This window comes from Kitasatospora aureofaciens, from assembly GCF_019192735.1.
GTDB lineage: Bacteria > Actinomycetota > Actinomycetes > Streptomycetales > Streptomycetaceae > Kitasatospora > Kitasatospora aureofaciens_A.
The window spans coordinates 47998-65259 of the sequence record NZ_JAHTKP010000015.1 but is presented as its reverse complement, the minus strand read 5'-3'; the positions used below and the strand labels follow the sequence as shown (position 1 = coordinate 65259).

The following is a 17262-nucleotide window of genomic DNA, read 5'->3' as shown; positions in this document are numbered from 1 at the left end:
TTCCGTAAGTTCCGGCCTGAGTTCCGGCCTCGGCCGACGATTCTGCGCCACCACCAGGGCCTTGCCGCAAGGCCCCCAGTGCGTTATATGTTGATCACGGCGGGGAGTGGCGCTCGCGGGCGTCCGCTTCCGTGAACCGGCGTGAACCGGCATGAACCGGCATGAACTGGCGTGAACCGGCATGAACCGGGTCAGGAATCGAGAAGCGCGGTCACGGCGCCGCACCTAGCATGACCGCCATGGATATCACCATTCACACGACCGTCCTCCCGCATGAGGACCCGGACGCGTCCCTGGCCTTCTACCGTGACGTCCTCGGCTTCGAGGTCCGCAGCGACGTCGGGCACGGCAAGATGCGCTGGATCACGGTCGGGCCCGCCGGCCAGCCCGGCACGTCCATCCTCCTGGCGCCGCCGGCCGCCGACCCCGTGATCACCGAGGACGAGCGCCGCACCATCGCCGAGATGATGGCCAAGGGCACCTACGGCTGGATCCTGCTGGCCACCCGGGACCTCGACGGCACCTTCGAGAAGGTGCAGGCCAAGAACGCCGAGGTCGTCCAGGAGCCGATGCAGCAGCCGTACGGTGTCCGCGACTGCGCCTTCCGCGATCCCGCGGGCAACATGGTCCGCATCCAGGAGGTTCGCTGAACCGTCCGGTCGTGATCGGGCCGCAGCCGTCTGCTCGACCAGCCGTTTGCTCGACCAGCCGTCTGGTCCACCCTCGCCGGCGAGCACGTTGCCGCCTGTCCTGCCGCCTGTCCTGCCGCCTGTCTTGCCGCCCGCTCGGCGTGTGATCCAGGTGCTCGCGTACATCGATGACAGGAGTTCTCTCATGTGTCACCCCGCGTGGGCGCGCGCACGTGCCGCGGCGCAGCGCCTGAACGACCTCGCGCGGCTGCGCCGCGTGCGCGACCGGATCGACCGGGAGTACGCACAGCCGCTGGACATCGAGGCGCTCGCCCACGGTGTGAACATGGCGGCCGGGCACCTCAGTCGCGAGTTCCGGCTCGCCTACGGCCAGTCGCCGTACGCGTACCTGATGGCGCGTCGCATCGAGCGCGCGACGGCATTCCTGCGTCGTGGCGACCTCGGCGTCGCCGAGGTCTGCTTCGCGGTCGGCTGTCCAACGCTGGGCATCTTCAGTGCCCGCTTCACCGAACTGGTCGGCATGCCGCCCGGCGCCTACCGGGGTTGCACTTCGGGCGCTGCGGCGCAACAGGCGGCCAGACCGATCAGGATTCAAGAAGCACCGGTCACCCAGCTGCAAATAGCGTGATGGCCATGAACTCCATCGAATCCATCACCCTCGACGTGGCCGATCCCACGGCCGCCGACCGCTTCTACACCACCGCCTTCGGTCTGGACACGCAGCTGCGCCTGCGGGCCTCGCAGGAACCGACGACCGGCTTCCGCGGGTACACGCTGTCGCTCACGGTGTCCCAGCCGGCCACCGTCAACGGCCTCATCGACGCTGCCCTCGAAGCCGGCGCCACGACGCTGAAGCCCGTCGCGAAGTCGCTCTGGGGCTACGGCGGCGTCGTCCAGGCCCCGGACGGCGCGATCTGGAAGATCGCGACCTCGGCGAAGAAGGACACCGGCCCGGCCACCCGGCAGATCGACGACATCGTGCTCCTGCTGGGAGTCGAGGACGTGGCGGCGAGCAAGCGGTTCTACCTCGACCGAGGCCTCACCGTGGCGAAGAGCTTCGGCCGCATGTACGTCGAGTTCGAGGCCGGGTCGAGCCCCGTCAAGCTGGCGCTGTACCGGCGCCGTGCCCTGGCCAAGGACGCCGGGGTCGCTCCCGACGGCACCGGCTCGCACCGGCTCGCGATCACCGGCGCCGCCGGGCCGTTCACCGACCCGGACGGGTTCGCCTGGGAGGCCGCGGCGCCGGTGCCCACGCCCTGATGCGCGACCGCTGCCCGCCTCACCGACCGATGACCGACCGACTGCACGAACCGGCTGGAGGAAGCATGACGAGCGCGCCGCCGCGTGGGCTTGAGGAGAGGCGGCGGGACACTCGCGCGAGACTGGAGGGCGACGTCGACCTCTGGGTCGGGACGTCGGGCGCCCCGGGCGGCGTCCACCTCATCCCGCTCTCGTACCTCTGGGACGGGACCGCCTTCCTCGTCTCGACGCCGCGCGCCTCGGCCACCGGCCGCAACCTGCTGGCGGACGGCCGGGTGCGCCTCAGCCTCGGCCCGACGCGCGACGTCGTCATCGTCGACGGCACCGCCGAGCCGGTGGACACCGCCGACCTCGGCCGGCAGACGGGCGACGCGTTCGCGGCCAGGACCGGGTTCGACCCGCGCGAACTCGACGAGCCCTACCAGTACTTCCGGATCCGGCCGCAGCGCATCCAGGCCTGGCGGGAGGCGAACGAGCTGCGGGGACGCGACCTCATGCGCGACGGCCGCTGGCTCGGCTGACTGTCGCACGGACGGACGGACGGACGGGTCCGGGGCTGGGGGCGGGGCTGGGGCTGTTCGCCGTCCGCACGGCCCTGCTGAGGGTCGTCGATCCGTGTGCGGGCAGGGCGCAGTGCGGCCTGGCGTGCGCCCAGAGGGGCGTGTGGGCCGTACGGACGGACGAATACCCGTCTCCGGATCGAACGGGTAGGCGGGCGTGGGCGGTTCGACGTTTCGCATGCCCCCGTAGGGGTCATCTTTGGGCGTGGACCTGCCGATAAGGGCAGCGACGTCCGTACTCCGTTCGGAGGAGACCGCATGCCAGAGCTGTGGCTGCCCGGCGCCGAGATCCACGACCTCGGCGACCACGCCCCCACCGACCAGCAGTACCCGCCGAAGGCGATCGCGCACATCACCTGGGACCGCAACGCCACCGCCGCCGCCCCGCAGGACTGGTGCACGTTCGACGACCTGGTGAACTACTTCACCACCAGCGGCGCCGGCGACGCACCGCACCTCATCTGGGACCCGTTCAGCGGACGCATAGCGCAGCTGTTCCCGGCCGACTCGCGCTCCAAGAGCCTGCTGAGCCCGCCCGAGAGTCCGACCCACACCAACCGGGCCGGGCGGGTGGTCATCCAGATCGAGGCGGTCTTCTTCCCGTACTGCCGCCACTGGGGGACCGTCTACCCCCGGCTCGTCGACACCCCGTGCGTCGGCTGGGACCGGCTGCACGCCTGGATCGCCTCCTGGGGCGTGCCCGACGTCTGGCCGATGGGCCGGCCCACCGACTTCGGCAGCCACCGCGACGAACAGGTGTGGGAGACCCGTGGCGGCTGGTACGCGCACGCGCACGTCCCCGACAACGACCACACCGACCCGGGCTCCTGGCCGGACTTCGCGGGCACCCCGTCGTCCCCGCCGGAGTCGACCCCGGCCCGCTACCAGGTGACCATCAACGGTCTCCACTACGGCTACGGCGCCCACGGCTACCAGGTCACCGTCGTCGGGCAGGCGCTGGTGGCGCACGGCTTCGGCGGTCACTACCAGTCGGGCCCGGGCCCGGACTGGACCGACGCGGACACCGAGAACTACGCGGACTACCAGCGGAGTCTGGGCTACTCCGGTCCGGCGGCGGACGGTGTCCCGGGGGAGACCTCGCTCCGCCGGCTGCTCGGCTACCTCCCCGGCCCGCGCACGGTCGCGCTGGCCCACGTCGTCGAGGCCGCCCGGACCGACCCCGGCGCCGCGCAGGGCCATCGCACGTACGGCGCAGAGGTCGTGCTCGTCGAGCAGGCCCTGGCCGACGAGGGCCTGCTCGAACAGCGCTGGGTGGACGGCTCGTTCGGCAGCAGCACCGTGACCGCCTACGCCGCCTGGCAGCGCCGCTGCGGCTACTCCGCCGCCGACGCCGACGGCATCCCCGGCCACGACTCCCTCCAGCGCCTCGGCGCGGCCCACGACTTCACCGTCACGGGCTGAGCGGTTCGCCACCGCGGTGGCTGTGGTTGTCGTCATGGTGGTGCCCCCTTCGTCGGACGACTGGGGACGGGGTCCAGCGGCCCCGTTCCCGGTGGCCATCACTCTCTCCGGAGCGGACCACCTCTGTCGTCCCACGTGGGAAGGCATCTGACGTACTGCCAGGGGAGTGCCCGGGCTGCTTCGGCGGGGCTGTTCGTACTCGCCCGGGCGTAGGCGTAGTTACTTCCGTCGGCAGATGCCCGAGCAGGCGCGACCAGGGGAGTCTGGTCGCGCTCTCGTGGTCATCCACCGAAGGAGGTAGGGGATGCGCTCGTCCGTCGAGTCCCCGGCCGGGCGGCGGTTGTCGCCGGCGGCGCGCAAGCGGCTGGTTGTCGTGCACGTGGTCGCGTCGGTGAGCTGGCCGGCGTTGCCCTGGGGGCGCCGGTCGGAGCGACAGCGAATACGCGGGGCGCGGGCGTGACGGGAATGCCCGCGTCGGGGGCGGGTGTTGTCCCTGGACGTGACCACCGCACAGCCCGCGCTCAGACTCTCCGTGCTGGATCGTTCCCGGACCAGGCAGGGGGAGGAGCCGGCGCAGGCGCTGCGGGACACGGTGGCGTTCGCGCGGGACGCGGAGCGGTTCGGGTACCACCGGTTCTGGGTCTCGGAGCACCATGGGGTGCCGGGGGTGGCCGGGTCGGCGCCGACGGTGCTCGCGGCGGCGGTGGCGGCGGCCACGACGCGGATCCGGGTCGGGACGGGTGGGGTCATGCTGCCCAACCACCAGCCGATGGTGGTGGCCGAGCAGTTCGGGGTGCTGGCCTCCCTCTTCCCGGGGCGGATCGACATGGGCCTCGGGCGGTCGGTGGGATTCACCGACGGCGTGCGGCGGGCGCTGGGCCGGGAGAAGGACGCAGCGGACGACTTCGGCGCCCAGCTGGCCGAGTTGCTCGGCTGGTTCGACGGCTCCCAGCAGACCCACCGCGGAGTCCACGCCCGCCCGGCCGAGGGCCTGCGCGTGCCGGCGTTCGTGCTGGCCACCGGCGCGGGCGCCGACCTGGCGGCCGACGCCGGGCTGCCACTGGTGATCGCCGCCGCGCGCGGGGAGGACCGGATGCTCGCGGCCATAGACCGCTACCGGACCCGGTTCCGCCCCTCCGCGCAGGCCGCCGAACCGTACGTGGTCCTCTCGGGCACGGTCGCGGTGGCCGAGACCGCCGAGCGGGCGCGGGAGCTGCTCGTCCCCGAGGCCTGGGCGGGCGCGTACGCGCGGACGCATGGGGAGTTCCCGCCACTGGCCCCGGCCGCCGAGGTCCTCGCCCGGCCGATGACCGCGCGCGAGCGTGCCGCGTACGAGCAGTCGCTGGCGGGCCACATCGCCGGGATCCCGGAGCAGGCCGCCGCCGACCTCGCCGCGCTGATGGCGCGCAGCGGGGCCGACGAGTACCTGGTCACCACGAGCACCTACGACCGGACGGCGATGACGGAGTCCTACCGGCTGCTCGCCGAGGCGGTCGGCCTGTCCTGAAGGGGGAACCTGTCGCGGGCTACATGGCGTTACTGCCCTTGCTGCGGGCGCTGTCGGCCCGGCCCTTGCAACTCGGCGCGGTGTCGTTGCCCAGCCGGCTGGAGATCCCTGCCTCCAGCTCCGCCATCGTCCGGACGAACGCCGCCCCGAGGTCCACCTCGTAGCGGGCCGCCAGTACCAGCACCGACCAGAGGCAGTCGGCCAGTTCGTGCTCCAGGGCGGCGCGCCCGCCGGGCATGTCCCGGGCGCCCTCCTGTGCCATGACGAGCTTGGCGAGGTCGCCGACGTCGCCCGTGAAGCCGAGCATGAACTCCTCCCGGGTCCACGCCCGCCCCCGCTCCCGCAGATTCAGCTCGTCGTATCGGTCGTGCACCCGCATCGCGAGCCGTTGAAGCTCCGCCAGGTCCATGTCCCCGTCCCTTCCGCTCGGTCGCTGACCGCTCGGTTTCTGAGCAGGTGCGATGACCTGCTAGTGTTCTTCCTGTCGAGAGAAGATGATCTCTCGTTCAGGCGTCAGCGGTGCTACCAGAGCACGTCCCACTTTCAGTGGGGAGAGTCCGTGCAACCCGGGCCTGGCGCTCCACCCGAAGGGGCTCGTTCCGTCCAGCGGAACGGGCCCCTTCGTCGTTTCCGGAGCCGATGGCCTCCACTTCATGTCTTTATCGCACGCGGTGGCCGAAACTCTCCGTCTCAGCCGACTCTCGGCCAAGGTCCCGTTCCAGGTGACCGGCGGAAGGCCGTCGGGAGCGGCGTCCGGGCCAGCGGGTTCATGGGGTCACTGGATGTGACGCATCGTCATACCTTGGCCGAAACTGGCCGTCACCGGTGTGAATATGCCATTGGAATGTTCGTCATACGGAATCCGGCAGTAGCCTTCCGTGTCGAACCCACCACTCGTGGTGGCGGTCCGGCCGGTGCCGCGCTGTGCCCGGCTGCCCAGACTCCCCCCCCGCAAAGGAGCCGGTGTGCCGGGTATCGACGAATGCCTCTCCGGAGTGATGGCGATCGCCGGCGCCCGCTCCGCGAGCCTGGTCGACTGGAGCAGCGGACTCGCGCTCGGCAGCCTCGGGGAGAGCCCGGCCGACGAGCACGAGACCGCGGCGGCCGAGACAACCGACCTGGTACGGGTGGCCGTTGAGAGCCAGACCTTCACCGGGGCGGAGGACCGGCGCTCGCCGCTGCAGGACATCATCGTCACCGCGGGCCGCAGTTACCACCTGATCTGCTTCATCGACACCGTCTTCGACAGCCGGCTCGTCCTGCACCTCTGGCTGGACCGGGCGGAGGGCAACCTCGCCGCCGCCCGCTACCGGCTCCAGGCGCTGGCCGAGGAACTGGTGCTCGGGTGAGCGTGCACGCCGCACCGACGGCCGTCCTGCCGCCGGCGGTTCCGCGCACCCCGGGCGAGGCCGTCGGTCTGCTCGCCGCCCGCGGGGCCACCGGCGCGCTGCGCGGCCCGCTCGGCAGCCTCTACCTCGCCGACGGCCTGGTGACCCACGCCGAGTCCGACCGCGCGCCCGACCTGGCCGACCTGCTCACCGGCTGCGGCCGGATCGCGCCCGAGGAGTGGCGGGACCTCGTCCGCGTCCACGGCCCGCACGCCCGGGTCGGGGCGGCGCTCCTCGCACAGGGCGGGCTCAGTCGCGGCGAGCTCGAACTCGGCCATCTGGGCACGCTGTTCGACGCCGCGTTCTTCGTCCTCGCCGACGTCGGCGGCGGCCTCTGGCGGTTCGAGACCGGGGCCCGGCACTGGCTCGGCCCGGTGACGGCGGTCGACGCCGAACGGCTCTGCCGGGAGACCGGACGCCGGCAGCGGCTGCTGGACGGCATCTGGCCGTGGCCGCAGCTCGACACCGCGCCCGTACGCCCGTCAGAGGCGGCCCGACGACCGTCGCGCAGGCCGCCCGGTCGCCGCCGGCGAGAGCTGCTCGACCATGCGGACGGGCGAAGAACGCCGGCCGAACTGGCCCGCCTGCTCGGCCGGTCGGGGTTCGGCGTCACGGCGGACGTCCGCCGGCTCGCCGCCGCCGGGCTGCTCGACGCCCCGGCGGCGGCCGCGCCCACACCGGCCCCGACGCCCGCCCCCGGCCAAGCCCGCGACCCCGAACCTGCCCCCACGCCCGCCCGGCGCACCGGCGGCCTGCACCGCCGGGTTCCCGGCGCCACCCTCACCGGCGCCGCGGCACCCGGCCCCACCCGCTCCGCCCACCCGCCGACCCCGGCAGCGGCCCACCCGCTGACCGTCCCCGACCCGGACATCGCACTGCTGACCCGGGTCCGAACCCTCCTGGAGGCCCGACTTTGAACCACTCTCCACCCGCGACCCCGCTGTCCCGGCGATGAGGCGGGCGCTCAAGCAGCGTGTCGGAAGGAGACAACTGATCGCCTTGGAGACCGAGCTGCTCGCCGAGCTCCGCGCCGTCAAGCACCGCATCCCGCACCTCGCGGGCGGCCTGGTGGCCAGCGTCGACGGCCTGCTGATCGCGCACGACACCCACGGGGCCGAGCCCTCGGGTCTGGCCGCGATGACGGCGGCCTCGCTCTCCCTGGCCCAGCGGCTCGCCGACACCACCGGCCAGGGCGACTTCCGGGAGTCCCTGGTGCGCGGCGAACACGGCTACATCGCCACCTACGCGGCCGGCGCCAGCTGCGTGCTCACGCTGCTGGCGCACCCGGACGTCAACGTCGGCCGGCTGCACCTGGAGGCCCGCCGCTCCGCCCAGCGGATCGCCGCGCTGCTCACCGACACCCTCGTGCCCAAGGACCCGAGGGACGCCGGCTGACCCCAAAGCCCCTTGACCCACTGTTCGACCAACCATCATCCACGGAACTGGAGTTACCGACATGACCGACGCAGCCGGCGCCCTCAAGCAGACCATGACCACCATTGAGGGCGCCATCGGCGCCGCGCTCGTGGACTACAACAGCGGCATGGCGCTCGCCACCCTGGACGGCCCCGGCGGGCTGGACCTCAACGTGGCCGCCGCCGGGAACACCGACGTGGTCCGCGCCAAGATGCGCACCATGGACATGCTGGGCCTGCAGGACGGCATCGAGGACATCCTGATCACCCTCAGCAGCCAGTACCACCTGATCCGCCCGCTCACCGGGCGCACCGGCAAGGGCCTCTTCCTCTACCTCGCGCTGGACAAGGGCCGGGCCAACCTGGCGATGGCCCGCCACCAGCTCACCCGGATCGAGGCCGACCTGGAGGTCTGAGGCCCCTCGTCAATCCCCGGCCCCCGGGGGCTCACACCCCCAGGCCCCTCGACCAGCCCCGGGCCCGGCGGGCTCAGTCGCCCCCGGGCCCCCTCCAGCTGACCTCGCCGCCCGGCAGCCCCGCGCACACCGCGCCGTCGGCTGTGACCACGCTCCACGGCGCGAGCTGCGCGTGCGGCGGGACGGACAGCGCGCCGCCCCCGGCGAAACCCAGCTCCAGCCCGCCGGCCAGGGTGACGCGGGCCGAGTCGACGGTCCGTCCGACGAGCGCGAGGAGGGTGGCCGTCGGGCGGAAGGTCAGCGCGGGGAAGAAGTGCTCGACCTCGGCCGGCGCGGCGAAGGACGGCGCCGCGAACCGGAACTCGTGCGCCACCCGGACGGTCACCGGCCCGTCGAGCGTGAGGTCGAGCCGGCCGCCGCCGCTGACCGACTCCACCCGGCGGCCGGCCAGTACCTCCGTGATCCCATGGGTGATCCCGTTCTGCATGCCCCCAGTCTGGATCACACCGCCGTCCGGCTGCTATCCCGCCGGCTGTTACCCCACCGGCTTCCATCCCACCGGCTGTTGTCCCACCGGCTCCCCGTCCACGAGTTCGACCGGACCGCCTGCGCGCTCCCGGGCGGCGAGCGCGCAGGCCGTCCGGCCCCAGGACCGCGCGGACAGCAGCGCCCGCGCCTCGGCCGGGTCGCAGAGGCGCCAGTCCACCAACTCGTCCTCGGCCAGCGCGATCGTGGCGAGCATCCCGTCCGTCACCGTCCCGCCGTCGAAGACGTAGACCAGCACGGCGGTGTCCCGCTCGCGCGCCGGGTCGGCCGCGGCCGACGGCAGCCAGTCCAGGGCGAGCAGCCGGCCCGGCTCGACCTCCCACCCCAGCTCCTCGCGGACCTCGCGCCGGGCCGCCGCCCGGGGCTGCTCGCGGTCCGCCTCGATGCTGCCGCCCGGCAGGGTCCAGTACGGCACCAGGCCGCGCGGCCCGTCCCACGGCCGCAGCCGGACGAGCAGCACCCGCCCGGCGGCGTCGGTGAACACCGTCCGCGCCTTGGCCCGGATCCGCGGCCGGGTGGCGAGGTAGGTGGCCCGGTCCAGTGGCGGCTCCGGTGCAGCCGTACGGCTGCTTCCCAGCGACGACACCCCGGCCAGCCCGGTGTACTCGGGCGTCGGCTCGACGGCCAGGTGGTCGAGCGTGTGCCCGACCGGCCAACTGTCCTCCAGCTCCAGCGGACCGGCCGCCCGCGGCGCCCGCAGGCACGCGGTGACCCGCCGGGACAGCCGCGGCGGCAGCGCGTGGCCCGCCTCCTCCGGCGTCAGCCATGCCCAGCCGCCGACCTCCTCCGCGTCCGCCCGGATCGCCGCCGCCTGCTCCGCGCCGATCGGCTCCGCCCAGTACAGGTGCGCGGCGATCGGCGGGCGGGAGTAGGCCAGCGACCAGTCGACGCAGGCCAGAGGCCCGAGTGTCGGAGTGAACCCCAGCTCCTCCGCGATCTCCCGCAACGCGGTCTCCCGCGGCGAGAGGTCCGCCGGCTCCCAGCCGCCGCCCGGGATCGCCACCGGATGCTTCCGGTCGTACGGCAGCCGCACCACCAGCACCCGCCCCTGCTCGTCCGGGAACAGCACCCCGGCCGCCGCCAGCAGCTCCCGCCCGCTCGTCGGTGTCGCCTCCACTCGGTACTCCCTCCAGTCCGGCCCCCGTGATCACGTCCCCTCGGACGACACCGAGGGATACCCCCGAGGTTCCGTCCGCACGCCACATTCATCGGGGACGGATCCGCAGGACAGCATCCAGTCCCACGCCGGGGAGGCCCCCGACGGCTACGCCAGCGACGCCAGCGCCTGCGCCGCCGCCCGGGCCATGTGCTCGTCGTGGCGCCCGCTCGCGCCGCGCAGGCGGGCGACGCCCTCCGCTGCCGCGAGTGCCAGCAGGCCCGGCAGGAGGTCCGTGCTGCGGGCGGCCACCCAGCGGGTGCCCTGGGTGGCCATCCACCACAGGTCGGTGGCGCGGCCCGGGGGGCGCTCGGCCGGTTCGGCGCCGGGGGCGGGGCCGAGTGGGCGGCCGCCGGCGGCCAGCAGCTCGTGGAAGTGGCGGGCGATCAGGCGGTGGCCCTCGGCGCTGGGGTGCAGCCGGTCGACGCTGAGCAGCCGCCGCTCCTCGCACCACGGCAGCTCGGCGACGTGCAGGTGCACCGCCCGGTGGCGCGCGGTGAGCGCGTGCACGACGGTGTTCACCGCCCGCATCCGCCGCGCCAGCGGGCGGGCGAGCGGTGCCGGCAGCCGCAGCAGGGTGCCGGGATCGGGCAGGCAGGCGGTCAGCAACTGGGAGCCGTGGGCGGACAGTTCGCCGAGCGTGGCGTCCAACTCCAGGGTGGTGCGGCGGATGTCGAACCCGGCCCGCAGCGTGTCGTTGCCGCCGACCACCACCGCCGCCAGCTGCGGCCGCTGCGCCAGCGCGGCCGGAAGCTGACTTGTCGTCAGATCAACCGTCAGGGCGCCGCTTCGCGCCAGATTGGTGAACTCGACGCCCGTCCCCTCGGGCGCCAGCGACCGGGCCAGGACGGCGGCCCAGCCGCGCCAGCCGTCCGCGACCGGATCGCCGACCCCCTCCGTGAGCGAGTCGCCGAGCGCCACGAACCGCACCGGCTCGCCCACCGCGTCCAGGCCGTCCGCAGCCCGGCCGTCCGAGTCCCGGCCGTCCGCCTCCCGAACGCCCCCGGCCGGATCATCCGCAGCCCGATCACCCGCCTCCCGGTCGTCCGGGCCCCGCTCACGCCCGGTGTCGAGCATGCTCATCGCAACCCTCCTCCATCCGCGAAGAGTTCGAAGCTCCGTGCGCCGCCAGGAACGCCGCCACCGCCGCCGGCCACCCGTATCGTTCGGCCTGCGCCCGGGCGGCGGCCCGCCGTGCCTCCTCCGGCCGCGCCAGCAACTCCCGTACCGCCGCGGCGAATCCGCCACGGGTGTCGGCGGCGGCCACCCCGGCGAGGCCGATCAGCCCCGGCAGCGCCGAGGACCGGCTCACCGCCACCGGCGTCCCGCAGGCGAGCGCCTCCATGGCCGCCAGCCCGAAGGTCTCCACCGGTCCGGGTGCAAGGACCACGTCCGCGCAGCCCAGCAGCCGGGCCAGCGCCTCCCGCCGGCTCACGTGCCCGAGGAAGCGCACCGGCAGCCGCAGCCGTTCGGCCCGGGCCGCGAGCCGGTCCCGCAGCGGCCCGGTGCCGGCGACCACCAGCACCGCCGGCAGCCGCCGCGCCCGCAGGTCGGCCAGCGCGTCGATCGCCCGCTCGGGCCGCTTCTCCGCCGAGAGCCGGGAGCAGAGGACGAGCAGCACCTGCCCCGGTTCGGCGTACCGCGCCCGCTCGTACGCCCGCGCGGGCGCCGGCAGGGGGCGCAGGGCGTCGAGGTCCACGCCGAGCGGCGCCCGCGCCAGGTTGGGCACGCCGAGGCGCCGGAACTCGGCCGCGGCCCAGTCGGTCGTGCAGACCACGGTGTCGTACGCCCGGGCCGTCGCCCTGTTGAGCCGGTCGGCGGCGAACGTGGCCGGCGGGCCGGGCAGGCCCCAGGTGCCGAGCACCCCGGCGGCGCTCTCGTGCGACACCATCACCGACCGGACGCCGTGCCGCCGCGCCCAGCCGCCGGTCCAGCGCAGGGTGGTGCGGTCGGACACCTCCAGCCGGTCCGGCGACAGCCGGGTCAGCTCGGCCACCACCGCCCGCCGGTCGGTGAGCAGCCGGTAGCCGCCGCTGCCGGGCAGCACCGGCCCGGGCAGGGTGACGACCAGGCCCTGTTCGGTCTCCTGCTCGGAGCGGCGCTCGCCGGGCACGACCAGCACCGGGCGGTGCCCGGCCGCCAGGTACCCGGCGCCGAGGTGCCGCAACGCGGTCCGCAGGCCGCCCGACACCGGGGTGACGAAGTTCGCGAGCCGCACGATCCGCAGCGACTCGCGAGTGCGCCCGTTCATGCCGGCAGCTCCTCCGCGACGGCGACCGGCCCGACCGGCCCGACCGGCGCCGGGGGAGTGGCGGCCGGCGGCACCGCGACCCCGTGGTGCTCCGCGAGCACCTCCGCGTAGTGCCGGAGCAACAGGTCCCCGACCGCCTCCCAGGTCCGGGCGGTCACCTCGGCCCGTCCGGCCCGCCCGTACGCGGCCCGCAGCTCGGCGTCGGCGGCCAGCGACTCCACTGCCCGGGCCACCGCCGCGCCGTCCCGGGGTGGCACCAGCAGGCCGGTCCGGTGGTGCGCGATCAGGTCCAGCGGGCCCCCGGCGGCCGGGCCGATCACCGGCACGCCGCTCGCCATCGCCTCCTGGATGGTCTGGCAGAAGGTCTCCAGCGGGCCGGTGTGCACGAACACGTCCAGCGTCGCGAAACAGCGCGCCAGCTCCTCACCCGTGCGGCGGCCGAGGAACACCGCGCCGGGCATCGAGGCCTTCAGCCCGGGCGCCGACGGTCCGTCCCCGATGACGACGACCCGCACCCCGGGCAGGGCCGACGTGGCGGCCAGCAGGTCCACCCGCTTCTCCGGCGCCAGCCGTCCGACGTACCCGACCAGCACCTCCCCGCCCGGCGCCAGCGCCCGGTGCAGCGCCTCGTCCCGGTGCCGCGGATGGAACCGCACCGAGTCCACGCCGCGCGGCCACAGCTGAACCCGGGGAACCCCGTGCGCGGTCAGGTCCTGCGCGGCGGGCGTCGACGGCGCCAGCGTCCGGGCGGCGGCCCGGTGCACCGCGCGGATCCGGTGCCAGGCGGCGGCCTCCCCGAGCCCCCGCCCCGCCCGGTAGGCGTGCGCGTACCCGGCCAGGTCGGTCTGGTAGACGGCGACGGCCGGCACGCCGAGCCGAGCCGCGATCTGCATCCCGCGCGCGCCCAGCACGAACGGGCTGGCCAGATGCACGATGTCGGGCCGGTGGGCGGCCATGGCGGCCGTCAGCTGCCGACTCGGCAGCGCGATCCGCACCTGCGGATACCCCGGCAGCGGCACGGACGGAATCCGCACCACCGGCAGCTCCGCCGCATCCGCGCCGGCGCCGAACGTGTGCGGCGGGCACTGGGCACCGCGTGCGGGGGCGGGAGTGACGACAAGGGGTTGGTGGCCCCGGCGGACCAGATGCTCGGCCGTCCGCAGCACGCTGTGGGCGACTCCATTGACCTCGGGCGGGAACGACTCGGTGACGATGACGACGCGCATGTCATCGTTGTGACCGCGCGCGGCGTGTATTCGGCCAAAGGGATCTGTCATACAAACGAACGCGGGTCGGCGATTTGCACCGCCGACCCGCGCTCCCGCATTCCGGCCGTGATCACACCGACCCGGCTGTGATCACATCGACCCGGCGGTCGCCTCCTTCAGCTCCGCGTACGGCGCGAGCTTGCGGATCGATTCGATGCTCCTGATGCAGTCGTCCCGGCTCTCCTGCGGATCGCCCGTCACGACGATCGTCCCATTGCTCGCCTTGAGCCGGAACCGGTGCATCCCGGTCTCGTCGGTGTACAGCTCGAACTTGCCAGCCATGCCTGTCGACACCTCTCGCTTCGGGTAACCCCCTCGCACCGCACCGTAACCGCAACGTCCTTCTCCTGCCCGTCAGAAGACCCGTTCGTGCGAGCGGCGCGGCGGCCCGGAGCAGCCGGTTCCGCGGCTATGGGAGGTGACGGTGTAACAGGTCATGTCCTGACCGGCCGGGGCTGACCCGGAATCGCCGGGCAGACGGCGGGCGGGAGCGCGCGGCTTCGCCCGAACGAGGGAGATCGGTCACCCGGTTGTCTCAGCCGGGTTGCGGCGCGGGCGGGTTCGTGCGGGTCGTGTGCAAACGTGTGCTGGTGCCTGCGGGGCGGCCGGGTGTGGTTGTGGCCGGCTCCGGGTGCTCGTTCATGATCAGAGACGACCTAAAAGGACACCTGATGTCGCTTCGTGGAAAGATCCGCAAGCTCGCCGTGATCGTGGCCCTGACGGGGGCCGCCGCTGTCGCGGCGCCGACCTCGGCGATGGCGTGGGGTCACGCGCCGGTGCCGTCGTCCAGCCAGTCCCTGGAGTCGGGTTCGGCCGGCGTCGGCATGTTCGGCCCGCACGCCAGCTGGCTCAACATCCACGATCACAGCGAGGGCTGATCGGCCCAGGCCTAGGGCCCGAGCCCGGGGATCGCGACCGCGATCCCCGGGCTCACGGCTGTCTGCTCAACTCGGGCTGCAGCAGGGCGGTTCGGCGGGAGAGGTGGCCCGGCCCTGCGGGGACCCCGAGCCGGCCGCCCGGCCTTACGCAGGTACGGCCGCCCGCTCGCGCAGCTCCTTCAGCGCGGTGATGTCCATCGCGTGCCCGGTGCCGTCCCCGCCGTGCTTGCGGTCGGGGGTCTCGACGACCAGCGGGACGCCGGCCGTCGCCGGGTGTTCGAACAGCTCGCGGAACGGCTCCGCGCCGATCATCCCGGCGCCGATGTTGGCGTGCCGGTCCTTGCGCGCGCCGACGACGTCCTCGGAGTCGTTGGCGTGGATCAGCCGGAGCCGGCCGGGACCGGCCGCGGCCACCAGGGTGTCCAGCGCCGCGGTGACGCCGCCGGGCGCGGCGAGGTCGTGCCCGGCCGCGAAGGCGTGGCAGGTGTCCAGGCAGACGCCGACCTTCGGGTGCCCCTCCAGCGCCTCCACGTACTCGGCGAGCTCCTCCATCCGGGAGCAGAGCGAGCTGCCCTGGCCGGCCGTCGGCTCCAGCAGCAGCCAGGGGGCGCCGTCGCCGAGCGCGTCCAGCTCGTCCAGCAGCGGGCGGACGTCCGCCCGCACCTGCGCCATCGCCTCGGCGCGGCGGGAGCCGCCGCCGGGTGCGGTGCCGACGGCGGAGCCGGTGTGCAGCACCACGCCGAGCGCGCCGATGGCGTGGCCGCGCAGCAGGGAGTGGCGCAGCGAGACGGCGGAGCGCTCCCGGGTCGCCGGGTTGTCGGAGCCGAAGTTGATCAGGTACGGGGCGTGCACCCACGCCGGGATGCCCTGCTCCGCGCAGGCTGCCCGGAACTCCTCGTCCTGCGCGGGGTTGCCCGGGGGAGTGGCCCAGCCGCGCGGGTTGGCCACGAACACCTGCACCGTCTCGGCGCCGACCCGCCGGGCGTACGCCAGGCCCGTCCCTGCCAGCCCCCGGGCAGCGACCGGCACGTGGGCGCCGATCGGGTTGCGGGCGGTGCTGACGGGCGGTACGAGTGCGCTGTTCACGGCCCCGAGCATGCCACGCGCCCGGGCGTGTCCCGAAACGGCCTCGGCCGGCCTCGGCGCGTGCTCGACGGGCCCCGCAAGCCACCGCACGCCCCGCACGCCGCGCCGAGCCGTACCGCGCCCGGCCGACGCTCCTCAGTCCCGCAGCCCAGCCCTGGTGGCGGGCCCACCCGGGCGCCCATAGCGTCGAGTCGGCCGTACCCACCAGCCGTCATCGCCCGCACACACTGCGTATGAGTTCATGCCGTGAACCTTGAGAAGCCTGCCGAACTCTTGCGCGTCCGAAAGACAGGTCACCACTCATGCCCACGCGACGGATCCACCACCTCGCCGCGGCCACCGCCGCCGCCACTGCCCTGACCACCGCCCTCGCCACTCTGGCCGCCACCGCCCCGGTCCACGCGGCCGCCGGCTCGCTGCACCTCGTCCACCCGGGCGAATCGATTCAGCGGGCCGTCGACGCGGCCCGCCCCGGCGACACCGTCCAGGTGCTCCCCGGCACCTACCCCGGCAGCGTCCGCATCACCACCCCCGGCCTCACCCTGCGCGGCACCGGCCCGAACAGCGTGATCACCCCTGGGACCGGCGCCGAGAACGCCTGCGCCGCCGCCGGGCACGGCGTCTGCGTCGTCGGCCCCGAGACCGCCCCGCTGCCGGGCCTCACCATCGAGGCGATCTCCGTCAGCGGATTCCGCAAGAACGGCATTGACATCACCGGCACCACCGGCATGACCGTGCGCGCCAACTTCGTCCACGACAACGGCGAGCAGGGCATCAGCCAGGAGGTCTCCACCCGCGCCGCGATCGTCGGCAACGACGTCCACGGCAACGGCCAGTCCGGCGTCTTCCTCGCCAACTACGTGGACCGCAAGGCGGGAGCCCCCGCCATCGGCACCGTGGTGACCGGCAACCGGCTCACCGACAACCGGATCGGCGTCACCGTCCGCCGGCTGCGCGGCCTGAGCGTCAACGAGAACGACATCCGCGGCAACTGCGGTGGCGTGTTCATCGTCGGCGACGAGACCGTCCCCCGGGCCGGCGACCTCGACGTCGCCCACAACACGGTCGCCGCCAACAACAAGCACTGCGCGCCCACCCCGCGGCTCGGCGCGATCCAGGGTGCGGGCATCGTCCTCACCGGCGTCGAGGCGGCCCGGGTGACGGACAACGACATCCTGGAGCACGCCGGCACCTCGGACTTCTCCGGCGGCATCGTCCTCTTCAAGAGCGTCGTCGGCGTCCCCAACGCCCGGAACACCATCACCGGCAACCGCCTGAGCGGCAACAGCCCGGCCGACATCGCCGACCGCGACACGGGCACCGGCAACGCCTTCGCCCGGAACGAGTGCTCGGTCTCCCAGCCGTCCGGCCACTGCTGAACCACCACTGGCCACTGCCGAGCCACCGCCGAACCCGAGCCACCGGCGTTCACCTTCCGTGCCGAGCCACCGCCGAACCC

General features: G+C 74.0%; 20 protein-coding genes. 12 read left to right on the top strand and 8 right to left on the bottom strand.

The window, feature by feature from the left end; all coding sequences use genetic code 11:
• Positions 1-239 precede the first annotated feature (239 nt).
• The 6 genes from KV557_RS17815 (at position 240) to KV557_RS17790 (ending at position 5399) form a co-directional block, all read left to right on the top strand.
• Positions 240-650 carry a VOC family protein gene (locus KV557_RS17815; RefSeq protein ID WP_218201341.1) on the top strand — a complete coding sequence of 137 codons (411 nt, stop codon included), beginning with the start codon at positions 240-242 and terminating at the stop codon, positions 648-650.
• 184 nt (positions 651-834) lie between these two features.
• Complete coding sequence (locus KV557_RS17810; RefSeq protein ID WP_218201512.1) at positions 835-1278, top strand: helix-turn-helix transcriptional regulator; 444 nt, start codon at positions 835-837, stop codon at positions 1276-1278.
• A gap of 5 nt (positions 1279-1283) precedes the next feature.
• On the top strand, positions 1284-1910 hold the full coding sequence (locus KV557_RS17805; RefSeq protein ID WP_218201339.1) for a glyoxalase: 627 nt from the start codon (positions 1284-1286) through the stop codon (positions 1908-1910).
• 65 nt (positions 1911-1975) lie between these two features.
• Positions 1976-2431 (top strand): pyridoxamine 5'-phosphate oxidase family protein, encoded by a 456-nt coding sequence (locus KV557_RS17800; protein ID WP_218201336.1) that lies wholly within the window; start codon positions 1976-1978, stop codon positions 2429-2431.
• A gap of 297 nt (positions 2432-2728) precedes the next feature.
• Complete coding sequence (locus tag KV557_RS17795) at positions 2729-3892, top strand: peptidoglycan-binding protein (RefSeq protein ID WP_218201334.1); 1164 nt, start codon at positions 2729-2731, stop codon at positions 3890-3892.
• 499 nt (positions 3893-4391) lie between these two features.
• Complete coding sequence (locus KV557_RS17790; RefSeq protein ID WP_218201330.1) at positions 4392-5399, top strand: MsnO8 family LLM class oxidoreductase; 1008 nt, start codon at positions 4392-4394, stop codon at positions 5397-5399.
• Between the two features lie 19 nt (positions 5400-5418).
• On the opposite strand, the gene KV557_RS17785 is transcribed toward KV557_RS17790, so the two are convergent.
• The gene (locus tag KV557_RS17785) at positions 5419-5808 is read right to left on the bottom strand and encodes a MazG nucleotide pyrophosphohydrolase domain-containing protein (protein WP_218201328.1); all 390 of its coding nucleotides are present in this window, start codon (positions 5806-5808) and stop codon (positions 5419-5421) included.
• A 556-nt stretch (positions 5809-6364) separates the two neighbouring features.
• Here KV557_RS17785 and KV557_RS17780 point away from each other — a divergent pair.
• The 4 genes from KV557_RS17780 (at position 6365) to KV557_RS17765 (ending at position 8618) form a co-directional block, all read left to right on the top strand.
• The gene (locus tag KV557_RS17780; RefSeq protein WP_218201325.1) at positions 6365-6748 is read left to right on the top strand and encodes a hypothetical protein; all 384 of its coding nucleotides are present in this window, start codon (positions 6365-6367) and stop codon (positions 6746-6748) included.
• Entirely contained in the window at positions 6745-7704 is a 960-nt protein-coding gene (locus KV557_RS17775; RefSeq protein WP_308129949.1) for a transcriptional regulator, read from the top strand. Before KV557_RS17780 ends, KV557_RS17775 begins: the two co-directional genes overlap by 4 nt.
• Before the next feature lie 82 nt (positions 7705-7786).
• A complete protein-coding gene (locus KV557_RS17770; protein WP_308129948.1) occupies positions 7787-8182 on the top strand; it encodes a roadblock/LC7 domain-containing protein in 396 nt (131 codons plus the stop codon).
• 61 nt (positions 8183-8243) lie between these two features.
• The gene (locus KV557_RS17765) at positions 8244-8618 is read left to right on the top strand and encodes a hypothetical protein (protein ID WP_218201320.1); all 375 of its coding nucleotides are present in this window, start codon (positions 8244-8246) and stop codon (positions 8616-8618) included.
• 73 nt (positions 8619-8691) lie between these two features.
• Here KV557_RS17765 and KV557_RS17760 read toward each other — a convergent pair whose 3' ends face one another.
• The 6 genes from KV557_RS17760 to KV557_RS17735 all read right to left on the bottom strand — a co-directional run bounded on the left by KV557_RS17760 (position 8692) and on the right by KV557_RS17735 (position 14121).
• Positions 8692-9105, bottom strand: coding sequence for a DUF6188 family protein (locus KV557_RS17760; RefSeq protein WP_218201318.1), 414 nt, complete (start codon positions 9103-9105; stop codon positions 8692-8694).
• 48 nt (positions 9106-9153) lie between these two features.
• Positions 9154-10281, bottom strand: a complete 1128-nt coding sequence (locus KV557_RS17755; protein ID WP_218201316.1) for an NUDIX hydrolase — start codon at positions 10279-10281, stop codon at positions 9154-9156.
• A 147-nt stretch (positions 10282-10428) separates the two neighbouring features.
• Complete coding sequence (locus KV557_RS17750) at positions 10429-11403, bottom strand: SGNH/GDSL hydrolase family protein (protein ID WP_256177570.1); 975 nt, start codon at positions 11401-11403, stop codon at positions 10429-10431.
• Positions 11378-12571, bottom strand: a complete 1194-nt coding sequence (locus KV557_RS17745) for a glycosyltransferase (RefSeq protein ID WP_218201314.1) — start codon at positions 12569-12571, stop codon at positions 11378-11380. The genes KV557_RS17750 and KV557_RS17745 overlap by 26 nt, the downstream gene beginning before the upstream one ends.
• Positions 12568-13797, bottom strand: a complete 1230-nt coding sequence (locus KV557_RS17740) for a glycosyltransferase family 4 protein (protein ID WP_218201312.1) — start codon at positions 13795-13797, stop codon at positions 12568-12570. The genes KV557_RS17745 and KV557_RS17740 overlap by 4 nt, the downstream gene beginning before the upstream one ends.
• A gap of 132 nt (positions 13798-13929) precedes the next feature.
• Positions 13930-14121 (bottom strand): YegP family protein, encoded by a 192-nt coding sequence (locus tag KV557_RS17735; protein WP_218201310.1) that lies wholly within the window; start codon positions 14119-14121, stop codon positions 13930-13932.
• Positions 14122-14510: 389 nt separating this feature from the next.
• Between KV557_RS17735 and KV557_RS17730 the strand changes: the two genes are divergently transcribed.
• Positions 14511-14717: a hypothetical protein gene (locus KV557_RS17730; RefSeq protein ID WP_218201309.1), complete on the top strand. Its 207-nt coding sequence runs from the start codon at positions 14511-14513 to the stop codon at positions 14715-14717.
• Positions 14718-14861: 144 nt separating this feature from the next.
• Here the strand turns inward: KV557_RS17730 and KV557_RS17725 are convergent, their stop codons facing one another.
• Positions 14862-15815 carry a deoxyribonuclease IV gene (locus KV557_RS17725; RefSeq protein ID WP_218201308.1) on the bottom strand — a complete coding sequence of 318 codons (954 nt, stop codon included), beginning with the start codon at positions 15813-15815 and terminating at the stop codon, positions 14862-14864.
• 290 nt (positions 15816-16105) lie between these two features.
• On the opposite strand from KV557_RS17725, the gene KV557_RS17720 reads away from it, so the two are divergent.
• The gene (locus KV557_RS17720) at positions 16106-17182 is read left to right on the top strand and encodes a right-handed parallel beta-helix repeat-containing protein (RefSeq protein ID WP_218201306.1); all 1077 of its coding nucleotides are present in this window, start codon (positions 16106-16108) and stop codon (positions 17180-17182) included.
• Positions 17183-17262 lie beyond the last annotated feature (80 nt).